The organism is Streptomyces sp. NPDC048514 (genome assembly GCF_043199955.1).
In the GTDB taxonomy this organism is placed as follows: Bacteria; Actinomycetota; Actinomycetes; order Streptomycetales; family Streptomycetaceae; genus Streptomyces.
This window is the reverse complement of record NZ_JBICWT010000019.1, coordinates 40,794-53,316: the sequence shown is the minus strand read 5'-3', so window position 1 is coordinate 53,316 and position 12,523 is coordinate 40,794. Positions and strand designations below refer to the sequence as shown.

The following is a 12,523-nucleotide window of genomic DNA, read 5'->3' as shown; positions in this document are numbered from 1 at the left end:
CACCGCCTTTCACTAGGCCCTGTGCCCCGCCCGACAGCGACTAACCGGCGGTTCGTCACATCAGGTGAACGATCGTCGAGGCACCCGGCCAAGCGATCCGGCTGCAGGATGCCGGAGCATCCCGGGTGCCCTCGTCGGAGGCGATGTCGATGCGGTGGCCGGTGAAGTCGTCGCGACGCCGGGGGGCCAGGGAGCAAGGGCTCGCGGCGGTGGCCGGTGAAGTCGTCGCGACGCCGGGGGGCCAGGGAGCAAGGGCTCGCGCCGGCCCGCCTCGGGCGCGCCGCCCGGTCGTCGTACCCGGCCCGCCGGGAGGACCGTGGGCCCGGCGCCGGAGCGGGCCCGGGTCAGGTCCCGGAGCTGCTCCGGGACCTGGCTGCGGGACTCAGGCGGGAGTGATGTTCTCCGCCTGCGGGCCCTTCTGCCCCTGGGTGACGTCGAAGGTCACCTTCTGGCCTTCCAGAAGCTCACGGAAGCCGGAGGCGTTGATGTTGGAGTAGTGCGCGAAGACGTCCGGCCCGCCGCCGTCCTGAGAGATGAAGCCGAATCCCTTTTCGGCGTTGAACCACTTGACGGTTCCGCTGGCCATGCTGAGCCTTCCGGTCGATATCGGACCCGCACCGCGCGGGCCCGGGATGCCCTGGTCCCACACCGCACAGCAAAGCGCCCGCACCGGAGCGCGGGCGAGGTCTGCGAACCACGACATCTGACGACGACGCTACACGGCGGAACCGGTCATCACCAGAGCGCAACGGGGATTGCATGCCACTCGTGACCAGCCGCGCCCCGGTGTCGCCCGGTAGCTGGTCTGTCTGGTGGTCGTGCACCGCCTGAGCTGGCCCGCTGCCGGCCTCCTGCAGCATCGCCACCGGGTGGCTCGCGACAAGTCGGTTGATCTCCGAACGGCTGGTGCACCGGCCGGTGAAATCGCCACCGTTCAGAGAGCAACCATCCTCTGTGCCTGGGAGTCCAGACATCCGAACGACGCGTGAGGGCGGCGTTCCTGATGACGTGGGAGCAACGGGGTGAGTGCTATGGAACGGATGAGGCGATGGAGCCGCATGGCGGCCTTGCTGGCCGGGACGGCCGGGATCGGTCTTGCGGCGCTGCCGGGTACGGCGAACGCCGCGGGGACGAGCCTGACGCTGGACGTCCAGGACACCTACTACGCCTATCAGTACGGTGAAGGCCCACCCGGCGACGGCGACCTGTTCCAGCTCGAACTCGGCCTGAGCGGCCCGAAGGACACCGAGCCGCTGGCCAAAAACGTCAAGCTGACCATCGACGCCACCCGACTCGAAGGCAAGGCCCTCATCACGGGCGGGGGCGGGGCCTGCTCGCACCAGGGGTACGTCTACACCTGCACGTACACCTCGATCGACGGCCGGACCAGCGTCCAGCCCTTCTCCATCAAGGGTGCCGAGGGCGTACAGCCCGGTGCCTCCGGTGACATCCACTACACCGCCACCTCCAGCAACGCGGGCACGGCCACCGCCACGACGCACGCGGTCATCGGCGGCCCCAAGCTGCTCACCCAGCGGGAGAAGAAGGTCACCGGCGTCGCACCCGGAGGCACCTTCGACATCACGCCGGCCATCGCCAACACCGGATCACTGGCCGCGCCCAGGGGCATGGGCGTGAAGTTGTTCGGCGAGGAGGGCCTGAAGGTCGCCGAGCAGTACAGCAACTGCCACTACCGGCCGATGCCGCGGCCCACCGCCTACTGCACCTTCGACACCCCGATCGAGCCGGGGACGGCGTACGCGTTCGACAAGCCGTGGCACTTCACCGCCTCGGACGACCTGATGTACGCCACCGTCAGCTACCTCGCCTGGCCGCTCGGCAGCGGCAACCCGTGGCAGGACGACGACCCCGCGGAGTACACCGTCACCGGCAGCGGCCCGGCGCTCGGCCTCAAGTCCGTGCCCGCGTCCGGCTTCCCCGACTTCGGCGGCTTCGTCGAGGTGTCCACCGCCCAGCGCGCCGACTACCGGGCGATCGGCGGCCAGGTCGCCGGCAGAGTGGGCCAGACGGTACCGGTGACCCTCGGTGTGAAGAACGAGGGCCCCGGCTCGATGAACCTGTACGGCCGACCGGGCCACGGCTCCGGAACCTATCGCGTCACGCCGCCCGAGGGCACCGTCATCACCAAGATCCCCTTCCCCGGTGAGGACGACGACCACGCCTGTGGCGCTCCCCTGAAGGGCACCCACACATACGAGTGCGAGATCCCGGACACTTTCGCGGCCGGCGACACCAGCGAACTCACCTTCTACGTCCGCATCCAGCAGGCCGTCGCCCATCCGGCGGCCGGCTCCGTCGAGGTCACGGATCGCGTTGACTTCCCGAACCACGACGACCGCCGGGACAACGATTCCGCCGCCATCACCCTGAAGATCAGCGGCGAAGGATCGTCCGCATCCCCGTCGCCCTCGTCCCCCTCCACGTCTCCGTCGGTCCCGGCGTCCCCGAGTGCCGACGGCTCGGGCATCGGCGGCTCCACCGCCGGCGGCACCGGGTCGGCATCAGGCGGCGCGGGCACGGACGGCGGGACGAGTCCACTGAGCGGCTCGATGGCTGCCACCGGGGTCGGCGCGCTGCCGTGGATCGTGGCCGCGGCGGTCGCGGCTGTGGGGGCCGGCGCGGCGGGCGTCGCCGTGTCACGCCGCCGGGTGCGCGGCTAGCACGACCTCGCGGCTCGGTCCGCGCAGACCGTCGTACCGCCTGTGCGGACCGTTACTCGAAGGGCACTTCGCCGCGCAGTGGGCTGTGCTCCACCCGATCGCTCCGGGGATCCGGCCGCCGGCGCCTTCACGTCGGTTCACGGCTCGGACGCCGGCTGGCTGCGACGGCCGTCGCAGCGGCGCAGGGCCGGCACCGTGATGGTGCCGGCCCTGCGGTGTGGGTGCCGCTCCGGGGACGCTCAGTCGAGACAGAACTCGTTGCCCTCGATGTCCTGCATCGTGATGCAGGACTCGTTCTCGTCATCGGCGAGCAGGGTACGCACGTGTGCCGCGCCCAGCTCGGTCAGTCGCGCGCATTCGGCCTGCAGCGTGGCCAACCGCTCGTCCCCCACCAGGCCGGTGCCGACCCGAACGTCGAGGTGCACCCTGTTCTTCGCGACCTTCCCTTCCGGAACGCGCTGGAAGTACAGTCGCGGGCCCGCACCTGAGGGATCGGTGCATGCGAACCATGAGTCCCGCTCCGCAGGCAACAGCGAGAGGTTGTAGTCGTCCCAGGTCGCGAACCCTTCCGGGGGCGACACCGCGACGTATCCCAACACCTCGCACCAGAAACGGGCGACGCGCTCGGGTTGCGCGCAGTCGAAGGTGACCTGGAACTGTCTGATCGATGACATCGGGCCACCCTAGAGGCTGATCCGCGAATGATCTACGGAAAATATCGGTGGGCGGCGGGCGGCGGGCGGCGGGCGTACGGTGGTGCCCGCTCGGCGGTGGAGCACCTGCCGGCCGGCGGTCGCCGCCGCCCCTTCCCTGAGCACGGTGGTGCCCTTGCGGGATCGCCGTCGCTGCGGGCTCCGTCTCCGCCCCACCAGCTGACTACGACTCGTCATCCGGGTGGTGCGCGGCCTTCCCTGTCGTTCGGTCAGCGAGCGATCGAGATGGCGAAGGGCGCGAATCCGCTGGACCGGATCACGTGAGGTACGAACAGGACTGCGGCCTCGACTGCCCGCGCGGTCTCGATCCCGCCGAGGTCCGTGATCCAGTCCCGCTGCCAGCCGAGGTCTTCGAGGAGCCCGCGGACGACCTGCTTCGCCCCCTCGTCCTCACCGGAGAGGAAGGCGGTGGGCGCTTGGGTGAGTGCCGCAGGCGCGGTCATCACCGTGTGGAGCATGGTGTTGAGCGTCTTGACCACGCGAGTGCCGGGCAGCGCTTCCTGGAGTCGCTCCCCGAGGCTCGAGCCGGGGTGGAGCAGGCCGGCGGGCAGTCCGTCCGGTCCGTCGAGGGTGGCGTTGGAGACGTCCACGAGGATCTTGCCCTCGAGCTGCTCCCGCAGAGCGAGGAGCCGTTCCAGCGAGCCGGCTCCCGGCGTCGCGTTGATGACGATCCGCCCGGCCCGGGCAGCGTCCGCGGCGGCGCCCGGCGAGCGGTCCGCGACGGTCACCCGATGCCCGGCCCGGGTGAGGGCTGCGGACAGGCTGCCGCCGACGCGGCCGTTTCCGAGTACGGCGATCATGGTCATACCGATCTGGTCCTTCCGTTGCCGCTGGATGCCGAAGCGGTCAGCGCGAGAGTGTGGCGAGGGCGTCGGTGTGCACTCCGGGTGCGGCGGCCAGTAGGCTTTCGCTCTCCGTCGTCCACGGGCGGCCCTCGGCGTCGGAGATACGCCCGCCGGCCTCGGAGACGAGCAACGCGCCGGGAAGCAGGTCCGCCCGGGCTCCTGCGAACTGCCAGAAGGCGTCGATCCGGCCGGCGGCCACGTTCAGCAGGTGCAGGGTTGCGGGCACCGACGTCCGTACCACGAGCGCGTCGTGGAGCATTGCGGTGATCGAGGAGCCGATGCGCCGCGTGACGGCTTCGTCCTCGTCCGGCCTGGCCTGGCTCGTGGCCACCAGGCCGAGTCCGAGGTCCGTGGTCCCGGAGACGTGCAACGGACGGCCGTCCAGGGAGGCGCCCCCGTCCGCGAGCGCGGTGTAGGTCTCGCCGGTCAGCGGCAGATGGACCGCGCTGAGCACCGGCCGGTTCTCACGCACGAGTGTGGCGGTGACCGCCCACTCCGGTAGACCGTGCAGGTGGTTGACGTTGCCCTCGGCCGGATCGACGACCCACCATTCGCCGGGCGGCAGAGCCCCGCCCTCGAGCTCCTTCTCCACCCAGCGGGCGCCGGGGCGCAGCGGTGTGAGGCGTGGACGCAGAACATCGAGCGCCACTTCGTCGTTGGCGGCGAGCGCGCGCATCAGCTCCTCGCGCGTCCGGTGGCGGACCACGCCGCCGAACCGCTCTCGCAGCGCCGAGCCCGCCGCCTCCACCGCGATCGCGGTCTGCGCCAGCAGGCCGGCGTCGGACGCGGTGTCAGCAGGTGCGGCGTTCCAGGTGCTCAGGATCGAGTCGGACATGGCGGTACTCCCATCTCGGCAGGGGGTGAGGGCGAGGGCGAAACCGGCGATCCGCGCGCCCCGCACGTCGACGGTATGGCCGCGCTGCATTAACCTCAAGTGCATGTAAAGCACGGCTAGAGTGACTCACATGCAACTGGATTTGAACCTGCTCGCCGCCCTCGACGCGCTCCTCGACGAAGGAAGCGTGGCCGGCGCGGCCGAGCGCCTGCACGTGACGGCCCCGGCGATGAGCCGGAGTCTCGGCCGGATCCGGAGGACGACGGGCGATCAGATCCTGGTGCGCACCGGGCGCACCATGACCCCCACCCCGTACGCCATCGCCGTTCGGGAGCAGGTTCACGAGCTGCTCCAGCAGGTCCGGGGCGTGCTGGCGCCGAGCCGTGAACTCGATCTCACGACACTCGAGCGGACGTTCACCCTCCGCTGGCACGATTCCCTCGTCGCGCTCGGGGGCCCCGCGCTGCTCGCGGAGGTACGTGAGCAGGCGCCGGGCGTGCGGTTGCGCTTCATCGCGGAATCCAGCATCGACACGCCTGAGTTGCACCGTGGCGAAGTCGACCTCGAGGCGAACGCGAATCGCCCGGCCCGGTCCGACGTTCACGGCGAGTTCCTGGCCGAGACCGGGCACGTCATCGTCGTACGGCAGGGCCATCCGCTCGCCCGCGCCCGGGCCGTCACCCCCGCGCAGTACGCCGAGGCCGAGCACATCGCCATCTCAAGGCGCGGAAGGTTCGACAACGCACTCGACGGCGCGCTGGCGCAGCTCGGGCTCACGCGACGTGTGGTGGCGACCGCGCCGACGGAAGCGGCCGGCCTGGAGTTCGTGCGTGCGTCCGGCCTCCTGGTCACCGTTCCCGAATCGACGACACGCTCGACGGCCGCGGACCTCGGTCTGGTGCTCCTCCCCCTGCCGTTCGAACTGCCTGCCGCTCCGGTGTACTTGTCGTGGCATCAGCGCTATGACACCGACCCCGCACACGCGTGGCTGCGCAACCTTGCGCGGACCGCGCTGACCGAGGCAGCGGCGTCCGGGGGTTCGTAGCGGGCGCGGACGAGGGGGGCGCGGTTGTGGACGTGGTGCGCGATGGGCGGTGCGCGGTGCGCGATGGGCGGTGCGCGGTGCCCTCCGGTGTCGCGAACAGCCGGCCTTCCGCCTCGTGCCGGCTGACGTCGGCGAGCGCCCGGGTACGGCCGCCGTCCTTCGGCGGCTTGGCGGCCATGGCGATGTCACGGAGGCCGTGGCGAGCAGGAAGGGGGGACGGCGCCGGCGACACGCCGCTCGCCGTCGCTGCGAAACGGACGAAGGCCCTCTCCGTAGCATGAGCCGATGATCACGTCCGATGAGCAGGGCCACCGGCGGCACGGGGCGCGGAAGGCGGATGTGCGTCGCCACCTGCCCATCCTCGGCCTGGCCGGGAGCCTGGCCGGCATCGGCATGATCGCCGCCGGGTTCACCTTCCGCGACGGCCTCGCGGGACCGGGACCCGGCGGTTCCGTCGACACTCCTGCGCGGACGGCCCGGGCCATCGCCTCCCCGAGGCCGGCGGCGGCGCCCCCGGCTCCGCGCCCCGCCGCCGGCGTGCGGATCGCCGCCGTGGGGGACGTGGTGATGGGCACGCTGCCGGACGGCCTGCCGCCCGATGACGGCGCCTCGTTCTTCGACCCGGTCGACGACCTGATCGCCGGTGACGTGGTCCTCGGGAACCTGGAGGGCACACTCACCACAGGCGGGCCCAGCAAGTGCGACGACGACAGCCCGAACTGCTTCGCGTTCCGCACCCCGCCGTCCTACGGCCTCTGGTTCAAGAAGGCCGGCTTCACGGTGATGAACCTGGCCAACAACCACATCGACGACTTCGGGGCGGAGGGACGGCGCCAGACGTTCGCCGCCCTGCGCGCTGCGGACCTGCCGTACACCGGCCGCGCGGGCCAGATCACCCTCCAGCGGGTGCACGGCATCCGGGTCGCGGTGATCGGGTTCGCCCCCGACGAGGGGTCCGCCGACCTCACGGACATCCCGGCCGCGAAGCGGCTGACGGCCCGCGCCGCGGCGATGGCCGACATCGTCATCGTCACCATGCACGCCGGCGCGGAAGGCGCTGACCACACCCACGTGGAGCCCGGCACGGAGTACTTCCTCGGCGAGGACCGCGGCGACGCCCACCGCTTCAGCCGCGCGGTGATCGACGCGGGCGCCGACCTCGTGGTGGGCAGCGGCCCGCACGTCATGCGGGGCATGGAGTTCTACAAGGGCCGCCTGATCGCCTACAGTCTGGGCAACTTCGCCGGCTACGAGGTCTTCGGCCTCGGCGGCGTCCTCTCCACCAGCGGCGTCCTTCACGTCACCCTCAACGCCGACGGCACCTACGCCTCCGGCCGCCTGCACCCCACCCAGATCGTGGCACCCGGCACGCCGGAGCCGGGCGGCGACGGGATCGACCTCGTCGCCGAGCTGTCGGAGGAGGACTTCGGCCCGCACGCCGCCCGCATCTCCCCGGACGGGACGATCCACCGCCCCTGATCGGCCCGCCGGCGGACGAGTGCGGTATCGGGACGGGCGCGCCGTCGGGCATCCGCGCGGGACGTTCGGTGGTGCAGCGTGTGACACGGCCTGGTCCGGACGTCGCGAACAGGCGGTCGGACGGTTCGGCGGGCGGATGCAGGACCACTCCGCACACCGATCCTGCTCCAGAGCACCCGCCTAGTGGTCCGCCGGATCGGGGCTCCGGCGGGAGAGCACGGGCGGCGGGGTTCCCGCGGCGGCTTGACCTTACCCTCGGGGGCAAGGTTTAGCTTTCTTCGAGGTGAGAGGCATGCGGATCAGTGAGCTGGCCCGGCGGGCGGGCGTGACGACGAAAGCGGTGCGGTACTACGAATCACTCGGCCTGCTCGCGCCCGAGCGGCTGGCCAATGGCTACCGGGACTACACGGAGCACGACGTACGACTCACGCAGGAGATCCGAGCGCTCGGCGGTCTCGGCATTCCCGTCGAGCGTACCCGGCCGTTCCTGGAGTGCCTGACGGCCGGACACCGGCACGCCGACGACTGCCCCGCCTCGCTGGTCGGGTACCGGGACGCGATCGACGAGCTCACGCAGCGCATCCAGGGGCTCGCCGCCCGCCGGGCGATGCTCGTCGCACACCTGCACCAGGCCGCCCACCGTGGCAGCCGCATCTCAGCGGCCGACGAAGGAGAGGACCTCATGACGGACTACACGAGCCTGCCCGCCGATCTTCCCGCCCCCGAGGACGACGGCGCGAGCGCTCACCTGCCCGGCACGAAGGTGCCGCGTCTGAAGCTCCAGGGCACCGGCGGCACGGCCGTCCGCCTGGACACGTTCGGCGCGGGCCGCACGGTGATCTACGTCTACCCGCTCACCGGACGGCCGGGCACCGATCTGCCCGACGGCTGGGACTCGATCCCCGGCGCGCGTGGCTGCACTCCGGAGACATGCGGCTTCCGCGATCACCACCAGGACCTGCTCGCCGCCGGCGCGGACGGCGTGTTCGGCCTCTCGAGCCAGGACACCGACTACCAGCGCGAGGTCGTCGAGCGGCTCCGTCTGCCGTTCCAGATGCTCTCCGATCCCGCACGGAGCCTGGCCCGGGAACTCGATCTGCCCACGTTCGAGGCCGGCGGGCTGACGCTCTACAAGCGGCTGACTCTGATCATCCGCGACGGCGTGATCGAGCACGTCTTCTATCCGATCTTCCCCCCGAACGAACACGCCGACCACGTACTGACGTGGCTCCGGGACAACCCCTTGCAGAAGTGGTAGAGGCCGGAGTCCGGTGGCCGGGGTTTTCCGATCACGGTGTCACCCGGGCCGCCCCATCGGGCTCCTCGGCGTACGGCCTTAACCGGAGCGCATGAATCCGTCAAGTCCCGACATGGAGTGTCATGACGGGCGGGCGAGCAGCGGGCCTACTGGATGTACCGGGCCGCCGGACCGAGCGGCCCTCGCACCGGCCGCCGGCCGGGGCCCCCTCACCAGAAGGAGTACCGCTCATGTCTGCCGCCCTCCCCACCTCCAGCACCTCCCGCGCCTTCGGCACCTCCCGCAAGCGGCGCCTGGCCCTGTTGGTCGCCACGACAGGCCTGGCGGTGGGCGGCGCCATGATCCCGGCCAGCGCCTTCGCCGCCTCCCCCGCCACGCAGGTCGCATCCGCGGCAGCGTTCCACAGTCCGCACAGCCACGGCTCCTCCAGTACGAAGACCACCACGACGACGGAGACCACCACCAAGAACCGTCACCGCACCACGACCACCAAGACCACCGAGACGACCACCACCACCAAGTCGCGACACGGCACCAAGACCACCACGACCACGACAACCGAGACGACCACCAAGAAGCGGCACAAGTTCCAGCCGCACCACCAGAACGTCGCGGGCGACGGCCCGGTCAACGACAGCTAGGGCACCGCGGTTCCGAGCGCGTCCGGAACACGACGTAGGGCCCGGCCGTCGTGACGGCCGGGCCCTGCGAACGCTTCTGCAGGTGCGGGTCAGGTCACCATCGATACCAACGGCCGCGACCTCCACCGGCGTTGGTGGAGCGCATGACGAAGCCGAGCAGCCACAGCACCAGGACGGCGACCGCGACCCACCAGAGAATCTTGATGGCGAAGCCGGCGCCGAAGAGTATGAGTGCCAGTAGAAGAACGAGAAGCAGGGGAACCATATTCATCAACCTCCTGAGCCGCCGTGTGCCCTGCCCTTGCGCCCTCATTCTCGAAAGGCGCGTTGTTTGTTCGGGTCGGGCCGGGGCACGAGGTGGCTACCGCGAAAGCGGCACCCAGCTACGAGGAGGCGCAAGTCCATGACTGCCAGCGAAAAGGGCAAGGCGAAGACAGAGCAGGCCAAGGGCGCGGCCAAGGAGGCTGCGGGACGCGCCGTCGGCAACGACCGCTTGGCCGCTGAGGGGCAGGCGGAAAAGAGCACCGGCGATGCCCGCGAAGCCAAGGAAAAGACCAAGGACGCCTTCAAGCACTGACATCGCCTGTTCTCTCGGATTCGAGGAAGGGGCCTTTCTGAGCGCAAGCCGGAAAGGCCCCTTCTTCTCGTCGCGCGGCTGAGCGCCGCGCCCATCCGGTTCCGCCGCCCCTCGTCACCACCGGCTCACAGGTCGACGTGCGGGTAGGACTCGGTGTACGAGTCGCCCAGCGCCCCGTGGTAGCTGCACGTACGGGCGGTCAGGTCGACTTCGTAGCGCAGAACGCCCGCGCGCCAGCAGCCGCTGACGAACTCCGGGTAAGCGGTCAGGCCCTCCTGGTCCGCGCGGATCGCCGCGATGAGGGCGCCCTCGTCCCAGGGGGCGATCTCCGCCATGCCGTCCACGAGCGGCGCGGCCTGGCTGACCACGGGGCCGGCGTCGGAGAGGTAGACGCTCGTGCCGCCCGGCACCGTGTAGTGGTACGCGGCCACGCCGGCTTGCCGCAGGGCTTCGGCGAGGTACGGGAAACCCCCGACCTTGGGACGGACCGCCGCCGCCCGCTCACGTGCCGCCTTCAGATTGTCGATCGCAGTGTTCATCACATGCTCCTCATGGACGGGCTCAGCCGTCCGGCTCGGGACAGGTTCGCTAAGATGTAACCAAAGTCCCATCTAGACATCATGATGTCAATCTGGAGATGCCATGCCCGATGAGATCGCCCTGCTGGTCGCCGACATCTTCGAGGCGGCCGGTGCCCTGCGCCGGTCCGGCGAGGCCACAGCGGCGGCCGAAGGCCAGACCCAGGCACGGTGGCAGGTCCTCAGTGTGGTCTCCGACCAGCCCAGAAGTGTCCCCAGCGCCGCCCGCCGGCTCGGCGTGGCCCGGCAGAACGTCCAGCGCATCGCCAACGAACTCACCAAGGAGGGCCTGACCGAGTTCACCGCCAACCCCGATCACCGCACGTCTCCCCTGCTCGCCCTCACCCCCGAGGGCCACCGGGTCCTGGCGGCCATCACCGCACGGGCACACGCCTCGCACCAGCACATCACCGCCAGGATCCCGGATGCCGACATCGCGGTCGTCCGCGCCGTCCTGCAGGGCCTCACGGCGGCCGTCCGGCAGCCGGACGGGGCCGGGAGCAGGTCCGAGCCGGGCCCGGCCTGATCACCGTTCACGCGCTGCCCGGCAGCTCGTGCGGGCCGGGCGCCCGCTTCGATCTGCCGAAGCGCTATGCGCTGATTGCGTAGATATTCTGTGATGTGTGATCGAGTCTGGACGGCCACGGCTGCGTCGTCGTCACGGCCGGAGGAGTTTCGTGCGGATGTCGCCGGTCATCCTGACCGTCGTCATCGCCAGCCTGGCGTACGCCACTCCCCCGGACGTGGCCTTCAGCCGGCTCCTGCCCGCGGCGCCGGCGCTCGCCGCCGCCATGTGGCCGGTGCTCCCCACCGTCCTGCTGGGGACCGTCTGCCTCTTCCTGATGATCGGGCTCAGCATCGTGTTCCCCGGTCTGGGCACGTGGTGGACGGCTGGGGGAATCATCGCGGTCACCGTGGCGGCGGCGTACGGGAGCCACGTGCGCCTTCAGCGGGAGCGGACTCTCTTCCAGGTGCGACTGGTCGCCGACGCGGCGCAGCAGGTGGTGCTGAGTCCGCTGCCGCACCACTTCGGGGGCGTGGAGATCGAGTCGATGTACCTCGCGGCCGCGGCGGAGGCCCGCATCGGCGGGGATTTCTACGAGGTGGTGGACACGCGGTACGGGATCCGGTTGCTCATCGGCGACGTACGGGGCAAGGGGCTGCCGGCGGTGGGGGCGGCCGCGGCGATCGTCAACGCTTTCCGGGAGGCGGCCTACGGCGAGGCCGACATGGCCGGTGTCGCGCGCCGGATGGACGCCAGCAGCACCCGTTACAACGCCGCATTCCCCCCGGAGGGGTCGATGGAGCGCTTCGCCACCGCACTCCTCGTCGAGATCCCGCACGACGGCGGGCGGATCGAGATCCTCAACTGCGGCCATCCCCCACCGCTGCTGCTGAACCGCGAGACCCTGCGCGCCCTCGAGCCCAGCGCGCCCTCGCCCCTGCTCAACCTCGCGGAGCTGATGGGCGATCGCTACCACATCGACAGCTTCGACGTCGCCCCCGGCGACGTGCTGCTCCTCTACACCGACGGGGTCGCGGAGGCCCGCGCCCGCGACGGCGAGTTCTTCCCGCTGGCGGCCTGGATGCGCCGGCAGCCCCCGACGGCGCCCGGCGAGCTGCTCACGGCTCTCCACCACGAACTCCTCCACCACAGCAGAGGGCAGCTGGACGACGACATCGCCGCCCTGGCCGTACGCCTACGCGCACCCTCGGACCAGGGCCCGGCGGTGTCTCCGTACGCGCCACGTGCCCGGGGTGTCGCCGAGTCGCCCGAAGGCGGGGATCCATGACCTCGCCACCGTGCGGCCGGGCCGGGGGGCTGTCTCGATCCGGGCACAGGCCGACCAGGCGGTGTACCGGATGACGAG

General features: G+C 70.9%; 14 protein-coding genes. 8 read left to right on the top strand and 6 right to left on the bottom strand.

All coding sequences use genetic code 11. The features are described from left to right. Positions 1–382: 382 nt before the first annotated feature. Positions 383–586, bottom strand: coding sequence for a cold-shock protein (locus ACGFT2_RS33665; RefSeq protein ID WP_393286038.1), 204 nt, complete (start codon positions 584–586; stop codon positions 383–385). A 472-nt stretch (positions 587–1,058) separates the two neighbouring features. Between ACGFT2_RS33665 and ACGFT2_RS33660 the strand changes: the two genes are divergently transcribed. Continuing rightward, positions 1,059–2,681 (top strand): hypothetical protein, encoded by a 1,623-nt coding sequence (locus ACGFT2_RS33660; protein ID WP_393286035.1) that lies wholly within the window; start codon positions 1,059–1,061, stop codon positions 2,679–2,681. Positions 2,682–2,920: 239 nt separating this feature from the next. Here the strand turns inward: ACGFT2_RS33660 and ACGFT2_RS33655 are convergent, their stop codons facing one another. The 3 genes from ACGFT2_RS33655 to ACGFT2_RS33645 form a co-directional block, all read right to left on the bottom strand. Further along, positions 2,921–3,355 (bottom strand): VOC family protein, encoded by a 435-nt coding sequence (locus ACGFT2_RS33655; RefSeq protein WP_393286032.1) that lies wholly within the window; start codon positions 3,353–3,355, stop codon positions 2,921–2,923. Between the two features lie 248 nt (positions 3,356–3,603). Continuing rightward, the gene (locus ACGFT2_RS33650) at positions 3,604–4,200 is read right to left on the bottom strand and encodes an NADPH-dependent F420 reductase (protein ID WP_393286030.1); all 597 of its coding nucleotides are present in this window, start codon (positions 4,198–4,200) and stop codon (positions 3,604–3,606) included. Between the two features lie 40 nt (positions 4,201–4,240). Further along, positions 4,241–5,074, bottom strand: coding sequence for an inositol monophosphatase family protein (locus ACGFT2_RS33645; protein WP_393286027.1), 834 nt, complete (start codon positions 5,072–5,074; stop codon positions 4,241–4,243). Between the two features lie 130 nt (positions 5,075–5,204). Here ACGFT2_RS33645 and ACGFT2_RS33640 point away from each other — a divergent pair, with 130 nt between their 5' ends. The 4 genes from ACGFT2_RS33640 (at position 5,205) to ACGFT2_RS33625 (ending at position 9,497) form a co-directional block, all read left to right on the top strand. Then, the gene (locus ACGFT2_RS33640; protein WP_393286024.1) at positions 5,205–6,119 is read left to right on the top strand and encodes a LysR family transcriptional regulator; all 915 of its coding nucleotides are present in this window, start codon (positions 5,205–5,207) and stop codon (positions 6,117–6,119) included. A 285-nt stretch (positions 6,120–6,404) separates the two neighbouring features. After that, positions 6,405–7,598: a CapA family protein gene (locus tag ACGFT2_RS33635; protein WP_393286022.1), complete on the top strand. Its 1,194-nt coding sequence runs from the start codon at positions 6,405–6,407 to the stop codon at positions 7,596–7,598. Between the two features lie 292 nt (positions 7,599–7,890). Further along, complete coding sequence (locus ACGFT2_RS33630; RefSeq protein ID WP_393286019.1) at positions 7,891–8,856, top strand: redoxin family protein; 966 nt, start codon at positions 7,891–7,893, stop codon at positions 8,854–8,856. A gap of 230 nt (positions 8,857–9,086) precedes the next feature. Next, on the top strand, positions 9,087–9,497 hold the full coding sequence (locus tag ACGFT2_RS33625; RefSeq protein WP_393286016.1) for a hypothetical protein: 411 nt from the start codon (positions 9,087–9,089) through the stop codon (positions 9,495–9,497). Positions 9,498–9,591: 94 nt separating this feature from the next. Here ACGFT2_RS33625 and ACGFT2_RS33620 read toward each other — a convergent pair whose 3' ends face one another. Then, positions 9,592–9,762, bottom strand: coding sequence for a hydrophobic protein (locus ACGFT2_RS33620; protein ID WP_171154443.1), 171 nt, complete (start codon positions 9,760–9,762; stop codon positions 9,592–9,594). 138 nt (positions 9,763–9,900) lie between these two features. Here ACGFT2_RS33620 and ACGFT2_RS33615 point away from each other — a divergent pair, with 138 nt between their 5' ends. Next, positions 9,901–10,074 (top strand): CsbD family protein, encoded by a 174-nt coding sequence (locus ACGFT2_RS33615; RefSeq protein ID WP_393286015.1) that lies wholly within the window; start codon positions 9,901–9,903, stop codon positions 10,072–10,074. Between the two features lie 125 nt (positions 10,075–10,199). Here the strand turns inward: ACGFT2_RS33615 and ACGFT2_RS33610 are convergent, their stop codons facing one another. Beyond that, complete coding sequence (locus tag ACGFT2_RS33610) at positions 10,200–10,613, bottom strand: DUF1398 family protein (RefSeq protein ID WP_393286012.1); 414 nt, start codon at positions 10,611–10,613, stop codon at positions 10,200–10,202. 103 nt (positions 10,614–10,716) lie between these two features. Here ACGFT2_RS33610 and ACGFT2_RS33605 point away from each other — a divergent pair, with 103 nt between their 5' ends. Then, positions 10,717–11,178: a MarR family winged helix-turn-helix transcriptional regulator gene (locus tag ACGFT2_RS33605; RefSeq protein ID WP_393286009.1), complete on the top strand. Its 462-nt coding sequence runs from the start codon at positions 10,717–10,719 to the stop codon at positions 11,176–11,178. Positions 11,179–11,335: 157 nt separating this feature from the next. Next, complete coding sequence (locus ACGFT2_RS33600; RefSeq protein ID WP_393286007.1) at positions 11,336–12,445, top strand: PP2C family protein-serine/threonine phosphatase; 1,110 nt, start codon at positions 11,336–11,338, stop codon at positions 12,443–12,445. Positions 12,446–12,523: the final 78 nt, after the last annotated feature.

Coding starts and splice junctions, on each gene's coding strand:
- ACGFT2_RS33605 (WP_393286009.1), top strand. CDS start 10,717: ATGCCCGATGAGATCGCCCTGCTGGTCGCCGACATCTTCGAGGCGGCC.
- ACGFT2_RS33600 (WP_393286007.1), top strand. CDS start 11,336: ATGTCGCCGGTCATCCTGACCGTCGTCATCGCCAGCCTGGCGTACGCC.
- ACGFT2_RS33620 (WP_171154443.1), bottom strand. CDS start 9,762: ATGGTTCCCCTGCTTCTCGTTCTTCTACTGGCACTCATACTCTTCGGC.
- ACGFT2_RS33650 (WP_393286030.1), bottom strand. CDS start 4,200: ATGACCATGATCGCCGTACTCGGAAACGGCCGCGTCGGCGGCAGCCTG.
- ACGFT2_RS33640 (WP_393286024.1), top strand. CDS start 5,205: ATGCAACTGGATTTGAACCTGCTCGCCGCCCTCGACGCGCTCCTCGAC.
- ACGFT2_RS33660 (WP_393286035.1), top strand. CDS start 1,059: ATGGCGGCCTTGCTGGCCGGGACGGCCGGGATCGGTCTTGCGGCGCTG.
- ACGFT2_RS33655 (WP_393286032.1), bottom strand. CDS start 3,355: ATGTCATCGATCAGACAGTTCCAGGTCACCTTCGACTGCGCGCAACCC.
- ACGFT2_RS33635 (WP_393286022.1), top strand. CDS start 6,405: ATGATCACGTCCGATGAGCAGGGCCACCGGCGGCACGGGGCGCGGAAG.
- ACGFT2_RS33645 (WP_393286027.1), bottom strand. CDS start 5,074: ATGTCCGACTCGATCCTGAGCACCTGGAACGCCGCACCTGCTGACACC.
- ACGFT2_RS33665 (WP_393286038.1), bottom strand. CDS start 586: ATGGCCAGCGGAACCGTCAAGTGGTTCAACGCCGAAAAGGGATTCGGC.
- ACGFT2_RS33630 (WP_393286019.1), top strand. CDS start 7,891: ATGCGGATCAGTGAGCTGGCCCGGCGGGCGGGCGTGACGACGAAAGCG.
- ACGFT2_RS33615 (WP_393286015.1), top strand. CDS start 9,901: ATGACTGCCAGCGAAAAGGGCAAGGCGAAGACAGAGCAGGCCAAGGGC.
- ACGFT2_RS33625 (WP_393286016.1), top strand. CDS start 9,087: ATGTCTGCCGCCCTCCCCACCTCCAGCACCTCCCGCGCCTTCGGCACC.
- ACGFT2_RS33610 (WP_393286012.1), bottom strand. CDS start 10,613: ATGAACACTGCGATCGACAATCTGAAGGCGGCACGTGAGCGGGCGGCG.